The 19580-nt window shown below is 60.3% G+C and carries 12 protein-coding genes and 2 pseudogenes; 4 read left to right on the top strand and 10 right to left on the bottom strand.

The window, feature by feature from the left end; all coding sequences use genetic code 11:
• Positions 1-260 precede the first annotated feature (260 nt).
• Positions 261-986 carry an SOS response-associated peptidase gene (locus ACPPVP_RS07615; RefSeq protein WP_426532787.1) on the bottom strand — a complete coding sequence of 242 codons (726 nt, stop codon included), beginning with the start codon at positions 984-986 and terminating at the stop codon, positions 261-263.
• Between the two features lie 2 nt (positions 987-988).
• A pseudogene (locus ACPPVP_RS07610) lies at positions 989-1385 on the bottom strand (hypothetical protein).
• 376 nt (positions 1386-1761) lie between these two features.
• On the opposite strand from ACPPVP_RS07610, the gene ACPPVP_RS07605 reads away from it, so the two are divergent.
• Positions 1762-2697 carry a Ku protein gene (locus ACPPVP_RS07605; RefSeq protein WP_426532785.1) on the top strand — a complete coding sequence of 312 codons (936 nt, stop codon included), beginning with the start codon at positions 1762-1764 and terminating at the stop codon, positions 2695-2697.
• 66 nt (positions 2698-2763) lie between these two features.
• Positions 2764-2979, top strand: a pseudogene (locus ACPPVP_RS07600) (hypothetical protein); the annotation flags it as partial.
• Between the two features lie 415 nt (positions 2980-3394).
• On the opposite strand, the gene ACPPVP_RS07595 reads toward ACPPVP_RS07600, so the two are convergent.
• The 7 genes from ACPPVP_RS07595 to ACPPVP_RS07565 all read right to left on the bottom strand — a co-directional run bounded on the left by ACPPVP_RS07595 (position 3395) and on the right by ACPPVP_RS07565 (position 11606).
• Positions 3395-3835, bottom strand: a complete 441-nt coding sequence (locus tag ACPPVP_RS07595; RefSeq protein ID WP_426532783.1) for a hypothetical protein — start codon at positions 3833-3835, stop codon at positions 3395-3397.
• Positions 3836-3951: 116 nt separating this feature from the next.
• Positions 3952-5961, bottom strand: coding sequence for an integrase (locus tag ACPPVP_RS07590; RefSeq protein ID WP_426532781.1), 2010 nt, complete (start codon positions 5959-5961; stop codon positions 3952-3954).
• The gene (locus ACPPVP_RS07585; RefSeq protein WP_426532779.1) at positions 5939-7864 is read right to left on the bottom strand and encodes a hypothetical protein; all 1926 of its coding nucleotides are present in this window, start codon (positions 7862-7864) and stop codon (positions 5939-5941) included. The genes ACPPVP_RS07590 and ACPPVP_RS07585 overlap by 23 nt, the downstream gene beginning before the upstream one ends.
• Positions 7864-9093, bottom strand: a complete 1230-nt coding sequence (locus ACPPVP_RS07580) for a tyrosine-type recombinase/integrase (RefSeq protein WP_426532777.1) — start codon at positions 9091-9093, stop codon at positions 7864-7866. The genes ACPPVP_RS07585 and ACPPVP_RS07580 overlap by 1 nt, the downstream gene beginning before the upstream one ends.
• A gap of 284 nt (positions 9094-9377) precedes the next feature.
• Positions 9378-10163 carry a metallophosphoesterase gene (locus ACPPVP_RS07575; protein ID WP_426532775.1) on the bottom strand — a complete coding sequence of 262 codons (786 nt, stop codon included), beginning with the start codon at positions 10161-10163 and terminating at the stop codon, positions 9378-9380.
• A 72-nt stretch (positions 10164-10235) separates the two neighbouring features.
• Positions 10236-10826 (bottom strand): hypothetical protein, encoded by a 591-nt coding sequence (locus ACPPVP_RS07570; protein WP_426532773.1) that lies wholly within the window; start codon positions 10824-10826, stop codon positions 10236-10238.
• Positions 10827-11093: 267 nt separating this feature from the next.
• The gene (locus ACPPVP_RS07565; RefSeq protein ID WP_426532771.1) at positions 11094-11606 is read right to left on the bottom strand and encodes a helix-turn-helix domain-containing protein; all 513 of its coding nucleotides are present in this window, start codon (positions 11604-11606) and stop codon (positions 11094-11096) included.
• A 40-nt stretch (positions 11607-11646) separates the two neighbouring features.
• On the opposite strand from ACPPVP_RS07565, the gene ACPPVP_RS07560 reads away from it, so the two are divergent.
• Both ACPPVP_RS07560 and ACPPVP_RS07555 read left to right on the top strand, forming a co-directional pair.
• Positions 11647-14307 carry a PD-(D/E)XK nuclease family protein gene (locus ACPPVP_RS07560; protein WP_426532769.1) on the top strand — a complete coding sequence of 887 codons (2661 nt, stop codon included), beginning with the start codon at positions 11647-11649 and terminating at the stop codon, positions 14305-14307.
• On the top strand, positions 14304-17606 hold the full coding sequence (locus ACPPVP_RS07555; protein WP_426532767.1) for a UvrD-helicase domain-containing protein: 3303 nt from the start codon (positions 14304-14306) through the stop codon (positions 17604-17606). Before ACPPVP_RS07560 ends, ACPPVP_RS07555 begins: the two co-directional genes overlap by 4 nt.
• 117 nt (positions 17607-17723) lie before the next feature.
• Here the strand turns inward: ACPPVP_RS07555 and ACPPVP_RS07550 are convergent, their stop codons facing one another.
• The gene (locus tag ACPPVP_RS07550; RefSeq protein ID WP_426532765.1) at positions 17724-19526 is read right to left on the bottom strand and encodes a hypothetical protein; all 1803 of its coding nucleotides are present in this window, start codon (positions 19524-19526) and stop codon (positions 17724-17726) included.
• Between the last annotated feature and the right edge of the window lie 54 nt (positions 19527-19580).

Genomic DNA, 19580 nt, shown 5'->3' with positions numbered 1-19580 from the left:
AAAAATTTCCAATCAGCTCGCTCGGACATTGTTCCAGTTCCGTTTGAGGCTCGTGGCCTCCCGGCGTAATGGAGTGACCTCAGTCGAGGCGCGCGGTCCATGGTCGCTAAACAGCGGAAAACCCGACATCGAAGATTACAAGCAGCATCTCCCCTAAGACGCTGGCTGGGTCAAAATAGGAGTCGAATGGCCAAGGTCGATTTCCGCTTTCGCACTCGATGCAGACCACGGCCCATCTTGCCGGCCGTCCTCTCCGAACGTCACGTCGGCGATCTGATTGGGTCTTCCTTGACGCCGCGGGCGACGGTCCGCAGCGAACCGTCCGGCAGGGGGCGCTGCAGCTTAAGAGCCTCGTACGGGGTGGCCGTCATCCAGGTCTCTACTTCATCAAGTGTCGTCAAGATCACCGGCATCGCCTTTGGGTGGATGGCGCCGACCTCGGCGTTCGGCTCCGTCGTGAGGAACGCGTAGAGGTCGTTGGTAGTCTCGCCTTCCTTGACCTTCCGCACCGACGTCCAGTTAGTCCAGATCCCGGCGAAGCAGGCGAGAGGACGGCTTTCGTCCAGCGCGAACCAGATGTCGCCACCCTCGGTCTTGTTGAATTCGCTGAACGAGTTGAACGGCACCACGCAGCGGTTCTCCGGACCCAGCCACCGCGTCCAGTGCTTCGACTTCATGTTGCGGATGTTGGTCGTGCCGCTGTCCGGCTCCATCCTGAGCAATTCCTTGAAGTCGACGGGCTTGCCCTTGGCCTCGAGCTTTGCGGCGCGCTTCTTGGTCGCGTCCATCAGCGCGTGCGCCGACGACGGCATGCCCCACCGCGCGGTCGCGAGTTCGCGGCCCTCGGCCCCGTTGCGGACGATTGGCGCCTTGTAGTCGGGAAACACGCCCGGCATGGGAGCCAGGTTGCCGACGTAGCGGTTGACGACGCGGAACAGGGCGATGATGGCGGCCTGGTTGGTGGTGATCGAATAGAGGTTGCACATCGTCAGGTCTCCGGAGCGGCCAAGCGCGAGCGCTGCGCCAGTTGCAGAAGCGTTGCGGACGGCCGGCGCCCGGCCTTCGCTGCAGCGGAGGCGGTTCGCTAGATCGTGGACCGCCGTGGTGGTGGGATGGCGTAGCGCGGCCAGATCGACATCCCGGCGCATCTTGCAGCGAGAGCATTCGATCTGGAGCCAAGGATATCCGCCGTTGATCGCCTGGTCGACCGACGGCGACGGGTCGATCGGCTCGCCGTCAGCCCACATCCGCTCGTTCCAGCTTTCGCAAAGCTGCTTGTCGGCGGTCCGGATCAGGGACTCGCCCTTGCGGGTCTCCACGGACTGCGCGGCGAGGATGTTGGTCATCACCCGCGCCTTGCCGAGTTCCTCCCGAATACTGGGAATCCGTCCTCAGGGACCCGCTCGCCGGCGCCAGCCCCGTGCCGCCGGGTTCATGCGTCCGGTCGCTGCGGCTGTCCGAAATTCCCCGGCATATTCTGAGGCTGTCCTGCATGGGTTCGCCCGGGCCCGGCGTGGGTGTCCTACGGGGCTCCCTGCCGACCGTAGCAGCCAGCTTGTCCATCTGCTTCGGGGTCGGCATGCGCCAGCTTCCGGGGCGATCGGTCATTCCAAGAGTAGAACATACCAAGAACGAATGAGTCGAGTCCGCCGATGGTCGAAGGCCCAAAAAATGATCCTTGGACCGGCCCCAAGGTGTCGGAACCAAGGTCCCCTGTTCGTCTTGAGTCCGAACCGCCCTCGCTTCGGAGTATCGCGTACCATGGCCCCCCGCGCTAACTGGAAAGGCTTCCTGCGTCTTTCGCTCGTCAACTGTCCTGTCGCGCTGTATCCGGCCACGTCGGAATCCGAAAAGGTCTCGTTCAATCAGCTCAATCGTAAGACCGGCCATCGCATCAAATACGCCAAGGTCGACGCCGACACCGGCGAGGAAGTCGCCAACGAGGACATTGTCAAGGGCTACAAGGTTGACACCGACACGTTCATCGAGGTGACCAAGGACGAACTCGAGAACGTGGCGCTGGAATCGACCAGGACCATCGAAATCGACGAATTCGTCGACCGCAGCGAGATCGATCCGCGCTACCTGATCCGCCCCTACTATCTGCGTCCTGACGGCAAGGTGGGACACGACGCCTTCGCCGTCATCCGCGAGACCATCCGGGAGATGAACAAGATCGCGATCGGGCGTGTCGTGCTGACCAACCGCGAGCACATCATCGCGCTCGAGCCCTTCGACAAGGGCCTGATGGGGACGCTGCTGCGGTATCCCTACGAAGTCCGCGATGCGGCCGAATATTTCGACGACATCCAGGACGTGAAAGTCACGAAGGACATGCTCGAGCTCGCCAGGCACATCGTGAACCAGAAGGCGGGGCACTTCGATCCGGACAAGTTCGAGGACCAGTACGAAACCGCCCTGATCGACCTGATCAATCAGAAGCGCGCCGGCAAGCCCATCGTCGCGAAGGAGCGTCCGCAGGGCGAGAACGTCGTGGATCTGATGGACGCGCTGCGCAAGAGCATCGGTGGTGGCGGTGGCGCAGCAAGGCCGGAGCCGTCGAAAAAGCCGACCAAGAAGGCAAAGAAGGCGACGCCCGGCCAGAAGGAGATGCTGATGCCGATCGCCGGCAAGAAGCCGGCCAAGGAGGCCGCGGCGAAGAAGCCGACGGCCCGGCCGCAGCGGAAGTCGGCCTGACGGACCGTGAATCATCCGGTGACGCCGGACGGTCGCTACTTCGTCGTCCGCGGCAGGCTGTGGCGGATGGCGAACCGCGGTCTCGACGAAAAGGAGCGGACCGATCTCATCGGCGCCCTGATGAGGGCGCGTCGCGCGGTCGGACACGCCAAACGGAGCGCCGATCTCGAGGCGGAGGCCGCCGCCCACAAGGCCGTGGACGAGGTGAAACGGGCGCTCGGCGAGCGGGGCCCCGTGTGGTGGGACGACGGTTCGCCGGATCTCAACCGGCACATGGCGAAGGGTGCGGTTCCGGACACGTCGATCTCCGGACGGCGAGTGGCTCGGCGTAACGCGCCGCAACAATCGGAGATGCCGCCGCGGCGGCATCTCCGATTGTTGCGGCGAATCGACGGAACGGTTTCGCAGCCCGATGCACTCTCTCCACGGGACCTAGACCCATAACCCCGAACTGTAAAATCCCCCCGATCTCTTCCCGGCGATAGAGATCGTTCGGAGTTGACAAACGTCCTTTTTTCTAGCGCCTTTTAATTCAGAACGCCGGTTTCGAGCGTTCGGACCCGCAACTCCGAACGGTTGCTAAAGCGCACGGGGCTAAGGCAACTAACGCGGAGGCCACTGCCACCGCATTGAGTACTTTGATCGCAACTCCTCAAGAACCCGGAGGCGCTCAACGGCAATGAAGCTACCGATGGGCTTAGCTCCCGCCAGTCGGCTTGAATCCGATAACCTTGGCGGTTGAAGGCCTCTCGGGACGCGCGCCGTACTCAGCACGCAGCTCCTCGATCGCCCTTTCGGCGGCTTCCAGTTTTTCAAGGGCCGCCGCATATCGCTGCTTGAGATCGGCGTATTCCTGCTCGGCTTCGGCATAGGCCTGCCGCACCTGCTCCAGCTCGGCCTCAGCATCGCGCGCCCGCTCGGTTCGGTTGTGCCGAATGGAACCGGTACTTTGGCCGATCTGATTGTTGGCCCGGTCCACGAAATCCTGCACGCGCCGCCTAAGCTCGGCTATGCCCGGCTGGTCGGCCCTGCGCAAATACGCCTCGCTCTTTTCGGCGCGGCTCAGCACCTCGGCAACCGTGATCCTTCGCCTATCGCGGTACAAGCCGTTTTCGACATCTCGCTCGATGATCTCCATAGCGTCTTCGATGCGCTTCCGACTCTTATTGAACTTACGTCGGGCAGCCATTCGGCCTTGCGTTGCGATCCGATTTTCATCGTGTCTATTTTCGGCTTGTCTCAAAACGGGGCGTCTCATTTCAAGGATTTCTCCCATACTCGCTTGATATCTGAATTTTCTCTCAGAAAGTGTTCCCGTATCTCATCCCACCTTTTCAGTTCAGCCACGATCTGCCCGTCGAGGTTCTCGATCAGCATCTTCAGTCCTTGCGCGTCAGCGGCCTGACGCTCCCGCATAAGCGCTGCAAGTGTTTCTTTGCACTGCTGCTTCCCGATGGAGAGTTCGAAGCGGTGATCGCACGAGGAGCGACAGGCTCCTGGGTCGGGAGCACCGCGGCCCCTCGTACAGGGCCCGTACTCACCCAAACCTTTGGTACAGATCACGCCTTCGCGAACTAGCGACCACGTCTTGCCTTCATACGTGAGCACCTCGGCCGTCTCTCGGAGTCCGGTGTCGAATTCTTCTTCGCCCATACGCATCGCACGAGGCAGCTGCTGCCGCAGCGACGCCGCGGCTGGCCCGGACCCGCCTCCCTCTATCAGGTCAGCGATCCCTCTTTTCGCCAACGCATAGGTCATCTCTTTCGCGACGAGGACGGCCTCTTCGGCGATAGTCGGATCTGACATCATATAGTGGAGCGTCATCTCAATGTCCTGGTGTCCGAACAAATCGAATAGGACCTTGGGGGCGCCGACAACACTTAGTGCCACCAGACGGGCTACGGTGTGTCGCCACCGGTGCATATGCGCAGTACCTGAGCCAAGCAGGTCCGAGAGCCCAAGGTACTCGACGGTCCTCCTGAACACCGACGTAGCGCTGCTGAGCCGAGAAGCTTTCTTGCCTTGTAGCCTTACCCAGAGCTGGGTCTGACCTTCGGGCCGCAGCAGGAACGACAATCTGCGCTGGATTTCGATGGCACGCTCGGCCGCTGGATGCAGCGGCCAGTCGCGCGCCTGCCCTTCGATCTCGTCCACAAGCTTATACGTCCGGGACTGGTAGCGACCGGCCACGGGGCCGAAGTCCACGTCGTCAGCGGCCAGTATTTCGCTCGAGCGGGCACCCATGCAAGCGTTCACTACTCCAAGATTACAGCCCTGGAGGATCCCCAAGGCGATGTAAAACGATGGGACATCGGGCGGAGGCCATGCATCCGACAGCTCGGACGCCCTACCGAGACGCCAGCTATATTTTAACCGACGCACCGTGGCCCGACCGCGCCACTTCTCAATCTCCTCCTGTCGCCGCTTACTGCTGCTGGACCAATGCTTGTATTCCCCTCTAACCTCCAAATCGCGTTCCAGGTGATCCAGCATGTCGTCCGCAATATTTTCCTGGATCCAGAGCGCGCGTCGCAGGAATTCGGTGACGAATTCGTCAGAGAACGGCTCGACGGAAGACTCAGGAGCGGGGGTCGCCGGTTCTACAAGCTCGGCTCCTTCTCTAACAGGTTCACCTTGCGCCAGTTCGTCCAGGTTCCCCGTACCCCGAAAGAAGGTGGGATAGTCCCCTATGACATTTCTTCCGCCGGCGTCGACCAATACCGCAAGTGCCATCTTACAAGAGCGTTCGATGCCTCGATTCGCCGGGTAGAACCCGTTCAAGACGTCGATGAGTTTAAGATTCCCGAATACTGAACCGTCGGATGAAGGATGGTTGCGTAACTGCCACTCAGCAAGCCTCAGGAACGAGTAAGCTCGCTGCCACCAGGTATTGGGCTTCGGGGGCCGAATGCTACCAGATTGCGAAACATGCGGCAGCCACAGCGCGTAAAGGGAACGCCGCACGCATTCGTCTCGCTTGGCCGCGAGCGCTGGATCGGCGGGACGGCCGGCCCGCGCTGGCACGACACTACGGCTGCTAAACTGACGTGACGTACCGGGTGGCATCCAGATCTCAGGCACCTCGAATACATCTGCATCCAGTTGACAGCCTGGAAAAATCTCGGTGCGACGCAGCTGGCTCCATGGAATGTTTGCAAGGTCGTCAACATTATCCGCTGAGCGCCCCTCTCTTCCGCGCCAGTCTGCGAGCGTTGGCTGGGAAGAGGCGCGCTCCTTTTGTTTAGTAGCTTGGATAGGTGGCATGAGCGATGATTTCCCCTGATTCTAGCTTTGCGGTCCACGCCGCCACTTCGGCGGAGACGTAATCGCTTTGAAACTGAGCAAGCGTCTGCTCGATGGATTCGTACTCATCTGAGAGCGAAGATTCGACCCAGCTTGTCAGCGGTATCGTACGCTTGAGCTGCAAAAGTTCAGCACATCGGCGCGCGAGCGCGGGCATGCTCTCTGGAAAAACCACGCCGTGTCGGCAGCCTGTGCAGCGCTGTACGCGACAGACCGCACCTTCCGGATGATCGGGATCGATCTCCTTGGGCGGTGAGCGCGGATCGAGACAACCCATCCCGAGCCGAGTTCGTTGCTGATAGTCACGCAACCTCCGCCCCTGTTCCTTGGTAATTTTCCCGCGTTCGACCAGTAGCCTGAGCCGCGTCGGATCAACGACGCGCCCGCACTCGATCTCGGAAAACAGCGCATTCTGCACCTTTCGGATCTCGCCTTCACTATGCGCTCGGTAGCTATGCGAACGAATGTAGTGACGCGTCGATCTCAATGACGCATGACCGCCGGCAATTTTCGTGATCACCAGATGGTAACGCGAATGCACATATGCATGCCCCATCCAGGCATGCCGGGCATCCTTAGTAACGATCGAGCTTAGCTCGGAGTAGTCACTTGCGAGCTGGGCTCCGCCAGCAGCGGCTCTCGCAACGTTGAGCAGCCCGCGGTTTCTGCCATTCGCAGTAAAGCCCGATACCGTTTTGGCAGAACCCCAGCCGGCGAAAAGCCACGGCGTACGCGATAGACGGTCAAGCCTCTTTTTCTCGGCAGCGAGTTGCGGAGTCGGATCGGCGGACTCCCGTTCGCACACCTCGGCCAGCTCTCTCAGCACGCGTTCGCGCAACGGCGCGGTGCGTTGAATCATGAATTCGAGAATTTGATACGGATGCCATTCGGGGCGCGTCATTGAAATCGCGAACTGATGGCGACGACTCCGGCGCTTGAAAGCGTGGATCACCGTGAACCGCTCGTCCTGCGGATGAGGCTGGCACCATCCGTCCGGATCTCTAACGTCGACCCCGCAGGCAGTTGAAAGATTCCAGCCGGTCTTTAGCAGAAACATCCAGAGAAAGACGCCAGTGTCGCTGCGGGATGGCGCGAACCAGCGAAGATTGCCTACAAGTCCGCGAACGTCTCGTGGCCTCATCCCCGGGGCGAGATAGCCAGGACCCGGCTGCGTCACAAGTCCCGTTGCGCGATTCTCGGAAAGACCGTCCTGATCGAATGCGCCAAGCTCGACCAGGTGCCTGACCATCCAGGCACGGTTCTGTGGATCTTTCCACCCATGCCTGCGACCTCGAGGATCTTCTCCGTCGGAGGCCAGTCGATTGCCCTCCGCAAACATCTTCTTTATGGCGTCCGCTTCGTGTCTTAGTGCCCGAAACAAGAGCTTGCACGCTTCCTCATCCAGGGCGGTGACGTAACTTCCGCTAGGACGGCGCGCACTGGGCCAGAAGAGTGGACGCAGTCCGCTGAGCTCTCTCACCCCGTTCAGCACTAATCTAATCGTTGTGAACGTCGTTACTCGACCAGACAGCCACCGAAGCAGTTCAGGACCATGTGAATCCTTGACTTCGGCGCAGCTCTCGACCACTTCGTCACGGTATTTGCGACTGCGCCAGTCAAGGTATCTAAAGAGCTGCCGCAGAGCGACCCTCATCGACTTTGCGCTGTGCTGGCTGGGATTATCGGTCTCGAAGAACGCCGCGATTTGTCGTGCAAAAAGCGGCCGCCCTGAGTAAGCCACACATCTCTTCGACCTCGCGCCACCTAGTGCGAACTCCGACAAGTCCACCTCGTACGGGTCCTCGCCGGAAGGAGTTAAGCATACTTTGAAGGCATTTCTGTCGATGGTATTTGTTTCGGTCATCAGGCGTCCAGAAATTGATGCCAGCCGGCAGCCATATCAGCGATGCCGCACGCATGAACGAGCCAATGGAGGTACTTCTCCGTGGTATCGGACGACATGTGACCAAACTGGCGCTGTAGCGATTTCAGCCAGAACTCGCCGCGATTCATGACCCAGTCCGCCGGCATGGCGCTCAGGCCCCCCCGGTCCATGGCATCGAGCCTTAGCGCATGCAGAATCCACAAGCACGCGAACGTGTGGCGGCCCTTGTGAGGCGACCAACCACGGGGATGGGGACCGACTTCAGAAAAGCAGCGGTAGATTGTTTGTGCTGAGATCGGCCTGCCATGGGCAGCGGGATGATCGCTCAAGAAGAGGCGTTTCGTCTCTTTCTTGTAATGCTTGATATACCTGTACGCATGGGTTCTTCGTTTGGAATCGATCCAGTTTCTTACTTCGTCCGCGAACTCAAGCGGGATCTTGATTGTGCGAGGCCGGCCCCCTTTTGTGGCGACGAGCCTCATTGGTACGAACGCGAGGCCGCGGCTCCGCCTATATGAGATGTTCTTAGCTTCTGGCCATTGCTCGACGGTTACCGCTTCGACTTCCATTCGCCTGGCACCGGTGTGCATGATGAACTTGCACGCGAGCATCTTAGCACGTCCGCGCTTGCGACCGACCGCCGCCAGCCACTCGCGGATTTCTTCGGGCGTTGGAAGAACAAAGGAACCTGTATCCAGAGAGATTGCATCTTCCTTGGCCCGGCCAATGCGGACGGCTTTTGGCCCGTATTTCAGCTTTGTTCTCGCAGATCTCATGAACGTTTTGACGTCAAACGGCCCGCGCAAGCCTCGCTCCGCCGCCCATCGAACGAAATTGGTCGCCTCGTCCGCGCGCTGGTTAGCGGTCGATGGACTGAGTTTGGTCCCGGTGCGTGACCATCTGCCGGCGAGCTGCTCGTTCTGGTAGCAAAGAACATCGTCGTACTTGGCAGTACGCCACTCCATCCGCCGCGCCTCACACCACAAGATGAAGTTCAGCAGCCGCTCAGCTATGTTGCTCAGCGTTCGGCCGCGAGGGATGTCAGCGCCGCCCCCTGGGTGCCACTCCAAGCGCGCGCGTTCGCGCAAATAGCGGTTGTGCTCCCGACAATATCTCCCGGTGGAATCGAAGATTACAGGCACGTGGGCAACTGATTTGTAGCCACGCTCCGTTAGCCTTTGAGAATCAGGAAAGAAGACCTTGGCCATGCTTCGACAGCCGGCTGAGCACCCACCAAAGGTGGGCGCGCCTAATCCGATGCGCCTACGGTCGCGACGGCTCACACAGCGTTGTGCTAGGTGGCCGGCGGGCTCGCAATGCGCCCCGGTCTTCGCCGGAAGTGCGCCTCCTTGAGTGAACACTGCAACCAACATCATGTTCAAATCTCAACTAGAAGTTAGCGCGCAACGTTTGATCAAGACGTGGTATTTGAATCCTTCACCAAGTCTCTCGGATTTTCCGACGACTCTTCTGGGAGTGCGTGCTGCTTTATTCAGACCTCGATAACGCAGTTTGGGTCAAAACTCGCGTTCTCCCACTTGTTTTCGATCGGCATCCAAGGTCCATACCCCTTCGCATTGCTGATGATGAGCGTCCGCTTCCCGCAAAGCCGGAATTCCCGGCGTTCATGCGTGTGGCCGTAGATCCAGACGTCTACGCCATCGAGCAGTTCGGGGCAGTCGCTCACGTATGCAGCGGAAATGATGTCGTCCTCCATGCCCTGCCGAACGGCCTGACGAACACAGCCGTGATGGGTGATCACCACCTTCCGCCTCGCCGACGTCGCCCGTATCGTACGTGCGATGAATTCGCGCGACTCGCGGTGGCGCACGACCGTATCGATTGGGCGGAGACGTTCGGCATAGCAACGCTTTCTTATCCGCCGGTAGTCGTTCATGACTTCGCCCGCCCGGTTCATCGCGTAGGCGCGGTTGCCGAACAATTCGAAGTCCGTCCAAAACGTCGCACCTACAAACAGGCAGTCGCCTATCGTTTCGGAACCGTTCTGAAGGATTCGAATGTTGCTCCCGGCCGCAGCCTGGCGGGCCTTCTCGACGGTTCGATCGATGTCCGCCCCGAACATTTCGTGATTCCCCGGCACGTAGAGAACCATACGATCGGCAACGCGCTCGAGCAGCCAACGTACGCCCCGTTCCATGCGGGTCACCAAATCGCCTGCGACGATCATGACGTCGAACGGCGGGCGCTCTCCTACTGGTGGCAGATCCCACCCGCGCGTCAGTTCGACGTGCAGGTCCGACATGATCCAGAGCCGCAAAGCCCACTCCTCCGCTTACCAAGGAGACCTACGTCGGGGTCGGGGCGCTCCGTCGTCCCTCGCAAGCATGCGCTATCTGCTGGACACGACAGTCCGCAGGCCCAGTGGCTCGCGATGGGTGTCGATGCAGAGCAGGTCATCGCAGGCCAAGGCACAGATTGCGGCCAGGATGTCGCAGGTGGGGCGCGCTCGCTCCTCCAACTCCATGACCGACTGCGGGCCGCCGTCTTCCAGCGCAAGAGCAATTCTGAGCCTGTCCGTGATGGACACATGGTATCGGGCATACGACCATACTAAGTCCGAGTTGGAGAACAGCGGCTCTCTTCGGATATCCGAAGCGTCGCGCTCCAGAAGGCGAAGGCCATGGCGTTTGAGGGCGTAAGCGAGGCTGGCCGCCTCGCCCGTAGTGCGCTCTGGTCGGGTCTCGTGTACCCGAAGGAGGAAGCTACCGTCGACGCGATCCAGGACCACACCTTCCAATGATACTCGGGGACACTCTATCTCAGGACCCGCCCAGTGGTAGATCTTCCGGACCTTGGGATCGAGAGCGGCTTGCCGAAGCGCATGGAGAAGAAGCGGATCGTCGACGGGAACCGCCATCTCGCATTTGGAACTGGTGAAGAAAGTAAGAGCGGCGCGGTTACGAAACGGATGTGGACGCATGTTCCTCTCCTGAACACGTTTCTGGATGAAGAGACTTTGTCGATCTTTCAGCAACGCTTGAAATGCGCCCCGATCGCCATGCTATGCACATGCATTCGGCGTTGTTCGGCGACGCCCGAGTTTGCTCTCGGCGACCTCGTCCACGGAAAATGCAGCGTGCATCGAGATCGTATGTACGATATACCGTACGGGCCTGAAGTCAACAGGCAGTTCGGATTTTCGGATGCGTTTGGCTCGATTTCGATGGCGTGGAACGGGTAACCCGTTCTATCCGGCTGACTCGGACTTTGGCCGAGGCTTCAGAAGCTCGTGCGGATGGACTCCCAGAACCAGCGCGATCCGCACGACCGAATCGAGCGTCGCGTTCGTCTCGCCTCGTTCGACGTCGCTGATGAGGGCCCGACGGGTTTCGGCTCGATCGGCGAGATCAGCCTGGGAAAGGCCGAGAGAGAGCCTCAACTCGCGAACGTTGCGCCCCAGAGTGGCCTTGACGCGCCTTTGCGCTTTCTCAAAGGACTCGGACCTGGCCACGGCTTCTCCACGAATCCTTCGCAGCTCGGGACACCGGGCGAAGGTGTTGCCGGCGAAACCTGACACATCTCGGGCGCAACGGCTACCGCGCCATTCCGTCGCCAAGGACTCATCGTCTGGCCTGCAAGGATTTGCGACCGGGAGCTCTGGCGCGCTCGGAGCTCCGGCAGGCCGGCTTGCCTTGGCGACGAGCCGCCAGACCTGGAGCCCCGTCGACCGCCGATGTTCCGTGCCTGGAAGGCTTGCCATTGTCTCCGAATCCTTGAATCACCTCGCTTGGAGGTAGCACATGGCCGGGAAGAGCACGTTGGATGTACGAACCGTCATCGTGGAGGGCTCACTAGCCCATCAGATGCGCCGCGCTGCCGCCGCGCGCGCGAACGAATGCGGGCTTCAGATTCTGGGCTTGCCGCAGCTCGCGGCGAGGCTCGCCGGCGCCTTCACCACGCCTGTGACCGCCGAGGTTTTGGATCCAGCGATCCGGCTCGCACTGGACGAAGGCGGCTTCGTCGACATCGAGCCCGTGCGCCAGCTTCCTGGCACGGCTCGGGCGCTGGCACGCTCCCTACGCAAGCTCTGGGATGCCGACGTCGAACTTCGGAAAATGGGTGATAGCACACGAATCCGCGAACTGATGCTGATAGAGGAAAGAGTCAAACGGCTGCTGCCGAAGGCGATGCTGACCCCGCAAGATCTGAGGGATGCGGCGCTACAACGTATCCAGCACGCAACGAAGCTGGTCGGCGCCGTGCATCTCGAGAGGCTTTCCTTCATTCAACCGGTCTGGCGTCCCTTGATTGAAGCTCTCGAGAAGGTCGTCGAGGTCGAGTGGCTCGCTCCCCGTCACGCCGAGACCGAATGGTTTTCCGGAACCGTCACTACGATTCCGGCGCCTTCCCATCCGGTGGACCTGAAGGTGGTCTCTTGCGCCGATCCTCGCCACGAGGTGGTCGAGACCTTGCGCTGGGCACGGCGCCTGATCGCGTCCGGCGTCGCGAAACCCCATGAAATTGCGGTCACCGCACCGAGCACCGCTCCTTGGGATGATTCCTTCCTTGCGTTGGCCACCGACGCGAGCCTGCGGGTGCACTTAGCCCGAGGTGTTCCGGCGCTTGCAACTGTCGATGGCCAGCGCTGCGCCGCGCTTGCGGATCTGCTGTTGCGCGGATTGAGCCAGAAGCGAGTCCGACGACTCGTCTCGCTCAGCCGGGGCCAAGGTCTCGGACTGGACCAACTCCCGGATGGTTGGCTCGCGGCACTTCCCCGAGGCGCGGCGTTGTCCACCATGCAGGATTGGCAGCGCGCAATTGCCGACTCGATCCTCAAGGATAGCTCGCTCGATCCAGCACGCGCCGTCCTGCCGCTGCTCGATACCCTGGCCAGAGGCCCTTCAGCTTCCGGGGAGGCGGCCGGCTTGTTCCTGCGCGGGCGCTCGCTTCAGATTTGGGAGGCTGCGACCCGCTCAGCGCCGCCCGATGCGCTCGAACTATCGCTGCGAAATGTCCGTCTTCCGGCGGAGACCGATGCAGCCGACTCGATCGTCTGGTGCGCTGCCCGAGATCTCGCAACTGCGCCCCGACCGCACGTCCGGCTACTTGGTCTCACCAACAGGAGCTGGCCCAGAAACGCCGGCGATGACCCCATCGTGCCAAGCCACGTGCTTTCCCCGGACGAGTTCGATGTCGATCCCTTTGGCCGAGCCGACCGCAGGCACTTCGGGATCATACTCGAAGGCGCCTCGGGCAGCGTTGTGTTGTCGCGCTGCCGCCGGAGCAGCCAGGGCAGCCGCTTAGGCCGAAGTCCTCTCTTGCAAGATCGCCCCGAGACGGCCCTTTCGCGTGCCCGCATTCCCGAACACGCATTCAGCGCGGCGGATAGATTGATGGCTCGTCCCGCCGAAGCGGCGGACGTGGACAGGATCCAATCGGCGACGTCCTGTTGGCGCAATTGGCACGCCGAACACCTTACGCCGCATGACGCGCAATTCGGTAGAGATCATCCAGTCGTCGTGGCGTCGATCGGCCGCGTTCAATCGGCAACTTCGCTGCGCCGCCTCTTGCGGGATCCGCTGGCCTTCGTTTGGAAGTATGCGCTCGGCTGGGGTGCGCCCGAAGAACGAGAACAGCCGCTTTCAATTTCTGCGCTGGATTTCGGCAAGCTGGTTCACGAGCTATTGCGCCGCGCAGTGGACACGCTCGAGCCCGATCCCGGTTATGCGAAAGCATCCGACGGGGAAATAGAAGACGCTCTCACGGCTGCGATCCAGGTTGTGCGCGAAACTTGGCCCCTCGAAAGTCCTGTGCCACCAAAATTGCTCTGGGGCAACACCGTCGATTTTGCGGCTTCCTTGGCGCTGGTGGGACTATTGCGCAAGGAAATTTCGGAGACGGGCACGCGCAGCTGGACCGAGGTGCCGTTTGGACAGCCTGACGGGTTTGTTGCCGGACGGGAATTGCCCTGGGACCCCATGAGATCTGTTGTCGTTCCGAATACGACTGTGCGATTGCGCGGCACGATCGATCGCTTGGACATGCGACACGATCTTTCTGCGGTACGTGTCACGGATTACAAAACAGGTGCGCCACCAAAGAACGTTGGACGGATCATCATCAGCGGTGGCGCCGAGTTGCAGCGCGCTCTCTATGCCCTCGCCTGCCGCGAGTTGCTGGAAGGCGAACCGCAGATCGTCGCAAGGCTGCTCTATCTTCCCGGAGAACCGACGACCGTGAGGCTCCAGGACCTCGATGGTGCCATCGATCAGATCAGTGCATTCATCAACGAGGCTACTGGTTTGCTCAGGAGAGGCGTCGCAGTACCCGGTCGGCTTGCCTTCGAGCGCACGAACGACCTGCGCTTGGCGCTGCCGGCCTCGCCCGGATACGAACGACGTAAGCGTGTCGCGTACAGCAAAATCGACGCGGGCATTTCACGGTTTTGGAGCGCGCCATGACTCCAATCGGTGACAGTGGCGAACGCTTCAGGGCGCTAACGGAACTCGATTCGACGCTTGTCGTCGAAGCTGCGGCCGGCACCGGCAAGACGTCCTTGCTCGCCGGACGCGTTGTCATGCTTCTGGCAAGCGGCGCTAGTCCCCGGTCGATCGCGGCGATCACGTTCACCGAGCTCGCTGCCGGTGAATTGCGCCAGCGGATTGCTCAATATCTGGATTCCCTGATCGCTGGCGTCGTTCCAGAGGAACTTCAACTCTGTCTACCGAACGGACCGAACGCGGAGCAGCAGACGGCGTTGCGCGCAGCTGCCGCACAGCTGGATGAGCTGGTTTGCTCCACCATTCACGGCTTCTGTCACGACCTCCTCGCGACCTACTCGGTCGAGGCAGGCGTCGATCCCGGCGCGGAGATTCTCGATGGTGACCAGGCGGATTTCGCTTTCGATGACATCTTCGACCAATGGTGGCGTGATCGTCTCGATGAGCCCGTTTCTGCCGATGATCCGATCGCCTCCGTCGCACGGAGAGATCCGAGAGGCGCCGAAGCGCTGTTGCGGAATTTCGCGAATTTCCGCAGGCGCTATCGCGCCGCTCGCCCCTTGCAGCCGGATCTCGATCCGAACGCCGACCTCGATTTCGTGGAGAGCGTGCGCGAGTTCAGACGCTGGTGTGATCATGCCGGCGCACCACGCGATGCCGATCCGGAGCTGACGGCACTCGAAACGCTGGCTTCGCACTTTGAGGGGCGCTTCGATCCCCTGCCCGATTTCGACGGGCTATGGGCCCTCGCACATCCGGCTCCGCTGCCGATCATGCGCAAGGGTTCGTTCGACTTGCGCGAGTACCGCCGGCGCTCGATGTGGCGAAAAGTGGCCGGCAAAGAATCGGGCGACCGCCTCGCCGATCAAGCGGAGGGGCGCTACGCGCGCTGCCGTGAAGCTTATGGCGCGCTGATGGGCCGGATTGCGACCGCCATCATCTCCAACTTCTCAGCCGAACTCGACGGCGTATTGGCCAGCTATGACGCCTTCAAGAAGCGGGCGGCCGTGCTGGATTTCGACGACCTGCTGTTCACCTGCCGGGACGTTCTCCGCGCCTACCCTCAGGTCCGCGCGGCAGCAGCCGAACGCTTTTCTCGCATACTCGTCGATGAATTTCAGGACACGGATCCAGTGCAGGCGGAGACCATGTTTCTGCTATCCGGTTCCGGAGATGGCACGGAGATCTGGTACAAGCGACGGCTGAACCCGGGTCAACTTTTCCTGGTCGGGGATCCCAAGCAGGCGATCTACCGTTTCCGCGGAGCGGATCTTGCTACCTATCTTACGGTGCGACGAGCAATCGAGGAGCAATTTCCCGACAGCATCCTTCGCGTCACCTCGAATTTCCGGTCGCGTGGCCAGATCCTGAATCACGTCAACCGCTGCTTTGAGGAAAAACTTTCCGCGCAGGAGGCCGGTTATGTGGCTCTGCAAGGCACGCGAAGCGAGGCCCAGCATCGCTTTCCGTGCGTCGCAAAGGTGTCCATCCAGCTTCCGCCCGACACTCGCGTCGACAGCTCCCGGGATGAGGAAGCGTCGGTAGTCGCCGAGGTCTGCGCGCGCCTGATCGGAAACGTCGAGTTAAAGCTGAACAACGGGGAGAGCCGACGCTTAGCGCCTGGCGACATTGCGCTACTGGCCCCGGTTTCAACCGATCTCTGGCGATACGAACGAGCACTCGAAGAAGCCGACCTGCCCTTCGCGTCGCAAGCGGGCAAGAATCTGTTCCGAAGGCAGGAAGCGCAGGACTTTGTCGCCCTCTTGCGCACGCTCGCCGACCCGCGTGACACGTTGGCTCTGGGCGCGCTGCTTCGTGGGCCACTGGTCGGTCTCACCGAACAGGAATTGCTGGACATCACGCAAAACCTTCCCTCGCCGGACGGCGGCGATGAGTTTGCCAGGCTTTCGCTCCGAACCGATCCCAGTCACTTACAAAATGATATCGCACGCGAAGTGATCAGCGTTCTGCGGGACCTGCGCCGTCGTGTTCATACCACGACCCCAGCGCTTCTTCTGACTGAAGCCGTCGAACGACTTCGTGCGCGCGCCATCGTGACGGCACGCAGTGCCGAACAAGCCGTACGATCACTTGCCAATATCGACGGCCTTCTCGAGCAAGCCCGGAGTTATGGCGTGCGTGGTTTGGCGCAATTCGCAACCGATATCGATGAAGAATGGTCCAACGAATCCGGTCATCCCGAAGGCATGGTTGAGGCTGACGGCCAATCGATCGAAATAGTGACGGTGCACAGTGCGAAGGGCTTGGAATGGCCCGTCGTGATCCCGATCAACCGCGCTTCCATGCCTCGACGGGCCGAAACTTTCGTTTATTGGCGGAGAGACGAGAGCCTGCATTGGGCTCTCGGCCAAGTGGTCCCGCCAAGCCTGGAAGACGCTCTGCGAGCTGAGAACATCGAAAAGCAGAACGAAAACCTACGGCTGCTTTACGTCGCGTGCACACGAGCAATGGAATTGCTGATCGTGCCCGACTTCACTTGGAGCAACGACGCATCCTGGGCGAGGCTCCTCGACTTCAAATTGGACGAGGTGCCCGAACTGAACATTGCGCGCCTCCCACGCGCGACGGTCGCCGTGCCGCCTGGAATCCAGAATCGGCAAAGCGCGGAAGTGTTTGCGGCCGAGCAATCGATAGTGAGGGAGGCCTCGCCGACCATTAGGTGGATTCGGCCGAGTGATGGCGATCCGGATGTAATCGCAATCGCGCCTCCGACATCGTTGGCCGAAGAGGAACCGCTTCCGCCCTCCTCAGTCGTTGAAGGGGGTCGCACGCGCGGCGCTATTTTGCACAAGCTTTTGGAGGAACTGCTGACTGGCGAATTGGAGGAACGCGTTGATGACGTGAAATCCAGGGCGGCATTCCTACTCGAGCAACTGACCGCGGAGGCGCTGGCCGCCAACTCTCCGCGCATCGAGGAGATGGCGGGCACGACTTTGCGGACTCTTTCGCTTCCGGAACTCCTGCCATTTCGAGACCGGCTGGTACCGGAAGTACCGATCTACGGAGCAGCTCCGACAAGCCTCCACGGACTCATCGTCGGCCGGGCGGATGCCGTCGCACGCACGGAGGATGGCAGCTTGGTCGTTTTCGATTGGAAGAGTGACGTTGCGCCGACGGAGGCCGATCGCTCCGCCTATCGGCAGCAGCTTGGTCAATATATCCATGTGACTGGCGCGCAGCGAGGGGGTGTCGTTTACATGACATCCGGCCACGTCGACTGGATAACGGCGGGCCTATAAACACGTTGCACTTGAAAAATTTCAAAAGTGGAACGGGGTCGGCCGGCGACCGGTTGTGTATCGGCTCTGTGTGCCGGAAACAAGCCATCGGACGATGCTCTCTCCCAGTCTTGCCACCTATATCGCCGGGAACAGCCCGTATCGATCAACGCCCCTCCGACCAGTGAATGTTTCAACATGCGCTAGAGACAAAATCTCGGCCGGTGGATCTGAGTTCTCAACCACAATGATTTGTGCCAACTGTTTCAGGCTGGCCAAATGTTCATAGAAATGCACTGCAAGCGGCGTGTTTTTGAGCGCCGTTTCATCCTCAGAAAGGTCACCATGCCTGCTAGTAAGCGGCTCCCGATATGTGAGAAGAGGCGTGTCCAGAACTAAAAAGCCAGGATGGGCTAGGCCTCGGTCCTGACAAAAAATCAGGAGCGCCACGTTGAACGCCGCGTGCAGCACTGCCCGCACGCCTTTCCCGTTAGCCGCTCGCGCCTTCCCACCAATCGTAACGTCGCTGCTCTCCCTATCGAACTGAGCGAATGCGGCTTGTGGAAATCTCCATTGCTCTAGGACTTGAGCAACGATCTCGCCCAGTGCGAATGCGATGGTCCCGTCCACCCCGACAGGGAGTTTGTCCTCCTTGCTTTTTGGAGGCGGTTCTTGGATTTGTGAGCGACGTACAACGAGACGGCTGCGCTGATCGAGCAATTCCTCGACGCGCTCCACGTCGGTTTTCATCGAGAAAAGAGATTCATAATCTGCTCTTGCGGAGCGTTCATGGGGACGGGCTTCCTCGATGCGTCTCTCTACGTTTGTTATCTCCTCGAGCAGCCGCCGGGATCTCGCGGTTAATCCCCGCGCCTCAGCTTCGAGAGACGTCATAGTTTGATTAAGGTCACGCTGCTCCAGCTCAATTTTTCGGACTTCGGCAGAGGCAGCCAAATAGGATCGCGCTATTTCTTCGGCCGCATGATTATGTTGTTGAGCGCTGGGCGGAGCCCCGCAGATAGGGCAATCGCGTCCGGCTATCGCCATTAGCACATATCCGCCTTCCGCCACAGCCTCGAGCCGCCCAATGTCGGATGTGTAGACGTCATTGAGTCGGCCAAAGCGCTGAAGGGTCACTTCAAGTTCCACGACGCGCGCCGCTACGTCTTGCTGGGTATCCATCAGGCGCCGTCGTTCCGACACAAGTGCGTCGAGAAGACTTTGAGCGTTCCCAAGCTTGCTCTGGAGGTCTTCAAGTGAAGCCGTCAGCCGCTTCAGCTGCTCGGCCAACTCTTCCCGATCGGGCACTTTGTCGCCCAGCTGCTCGTCCAACTGAGCGATCATCTCATCGACCAATTCTACCTTGGCCTTTGTCGCCACTGTCCGATTCTTCTTACTGATCACTGTAACGGCCGCTGAGTCGTCCTGCCCAGTTAGCAAGAACCGCAAGAGATTTGACTCCATCGTCCGGTTGGTATGTTGCCTGGAATGATGAACGGGATTGTGCTCGGACATAATGTCCTCTTCGGACACGATTGCGTACGGCGCGACATGCCGAATAGAAAGATTCTCTTTTTCGTAGTTTGAATTTGTCACGATCACTTTGCCCGCCCAGCCGAGTGACTCGAGCAGAAAATGAGAGACCGTGTCGGTCCGATTGGCGACGCTAGTACCAAGCAGAGCCACCCCCGATCCGTCTTGTGCAGATGTTACGAGGCCATCATGAAGACGGAAGTTACCACCGTTCGTTGGGCGGTAGAGCGTCGCGTCGCGCCCATTTGGCAATGACAGACCTAGCCAAACAGCATCATAGTTCTTTAGCTGCTCGGTCCGTTGAAGCTTCGATGCTGCTCCAAGCATGTATGCAATTGTTTTCGTTGCAAACGACTTGCCTGTGTTTGAAGCGCCATAAATGATGTTTAACCCATCCTCGAATGACAATTCTGCGCTCGCCACAGAGGGCCCAGTAAATGCTAAGTGGCGGATCGTGATACC

This window comes from Bradyrhizobium sp. McL0615, assembly GCF_049993905.1.
In the GTDB taxonomy this organism is placed as follows: Bacteria; Pseudomonadota; Alphaproteobacteria; order Rhizobiales; family Xanthobacteraceae; genus Bradyrhizobium.
The sequence above is the reverse complement of the archived record's forward strand: the minus strand, read 5'-3'. Positions and strand labels throughout refer to the sequence as shown.

Coding starts and splice junctions, on each gene's coding strand:
- ACPPVP_RS07615 (WP_426532787.1), bottom strand. CDS start 986: ATGTGCAACCTCTATTCGATCACCACCAACCAGGCCGCCATCATCGCC.
- ACPPVP_RS07605 (WP_426532785.1), top strand. CDS start 1,762: ATGGCCCCCCGCGCTAACTGGAAAGGCTTCCTGCGTCTTTCGCTCGTC.
- ACPPVP_RS07595 (WP_426532783.1), bottom strand. CDS start 3,835: ATGGAGATCATCGAGCGAGATGTCGAAAACGGCTTGTACCGCGATAGG.
- ACPPVP_RS07590 (WP_426532781.1), bottom strand. CDS start 5,961: ATGCCACCTATCCAAGCTACTAAACAAAAGGAGCGCGCCTCTTCCCAG.
- ACPPVP_RS07585 (WP_426532779.1), bottom strand. CDS start 7,864: ATGACCGAAACAAATACCATCGACAGAAATGCCTTCAAAGTATGCTTA.
- ACPPVP_RS07580 (WP_426532777.1), bottom strand. CDS start 9,093: ATGGCCAAGGTCTTCTTTCCTGATTCTCAAAGGCTAACGGAGCGTGGC.
- ACPPVP_RS07570 (WP_426532773.1), bottom strand. CDS start 10,826: ATGCGTCCACATCCGTTTCGTAACCGCGCCGCTCTTACTTTCTTCACC.
- ACPPVP_RS07565 (WP_426532771.1), bottom strand. CDS start 11,606: ATGGCAAGCCTTCCAGGCACGGAACATCGGCGGTCGACGGGGCTCCAG.
- ACPPVP_RS07560 (WP_426532769.1), top strand. CDS start 11,647: ATGGCCGGGAAGAGCACGTTGGATGTACGAACCGTCATCGTGGAGGGC.
- ACPPVP_RS07555 (WP_426532767.1), top strand. CDS start 14,304: ATGACTCCAATCGGTGACAGTGGCGAACGCTTCAGGGCGCTAACGGAA.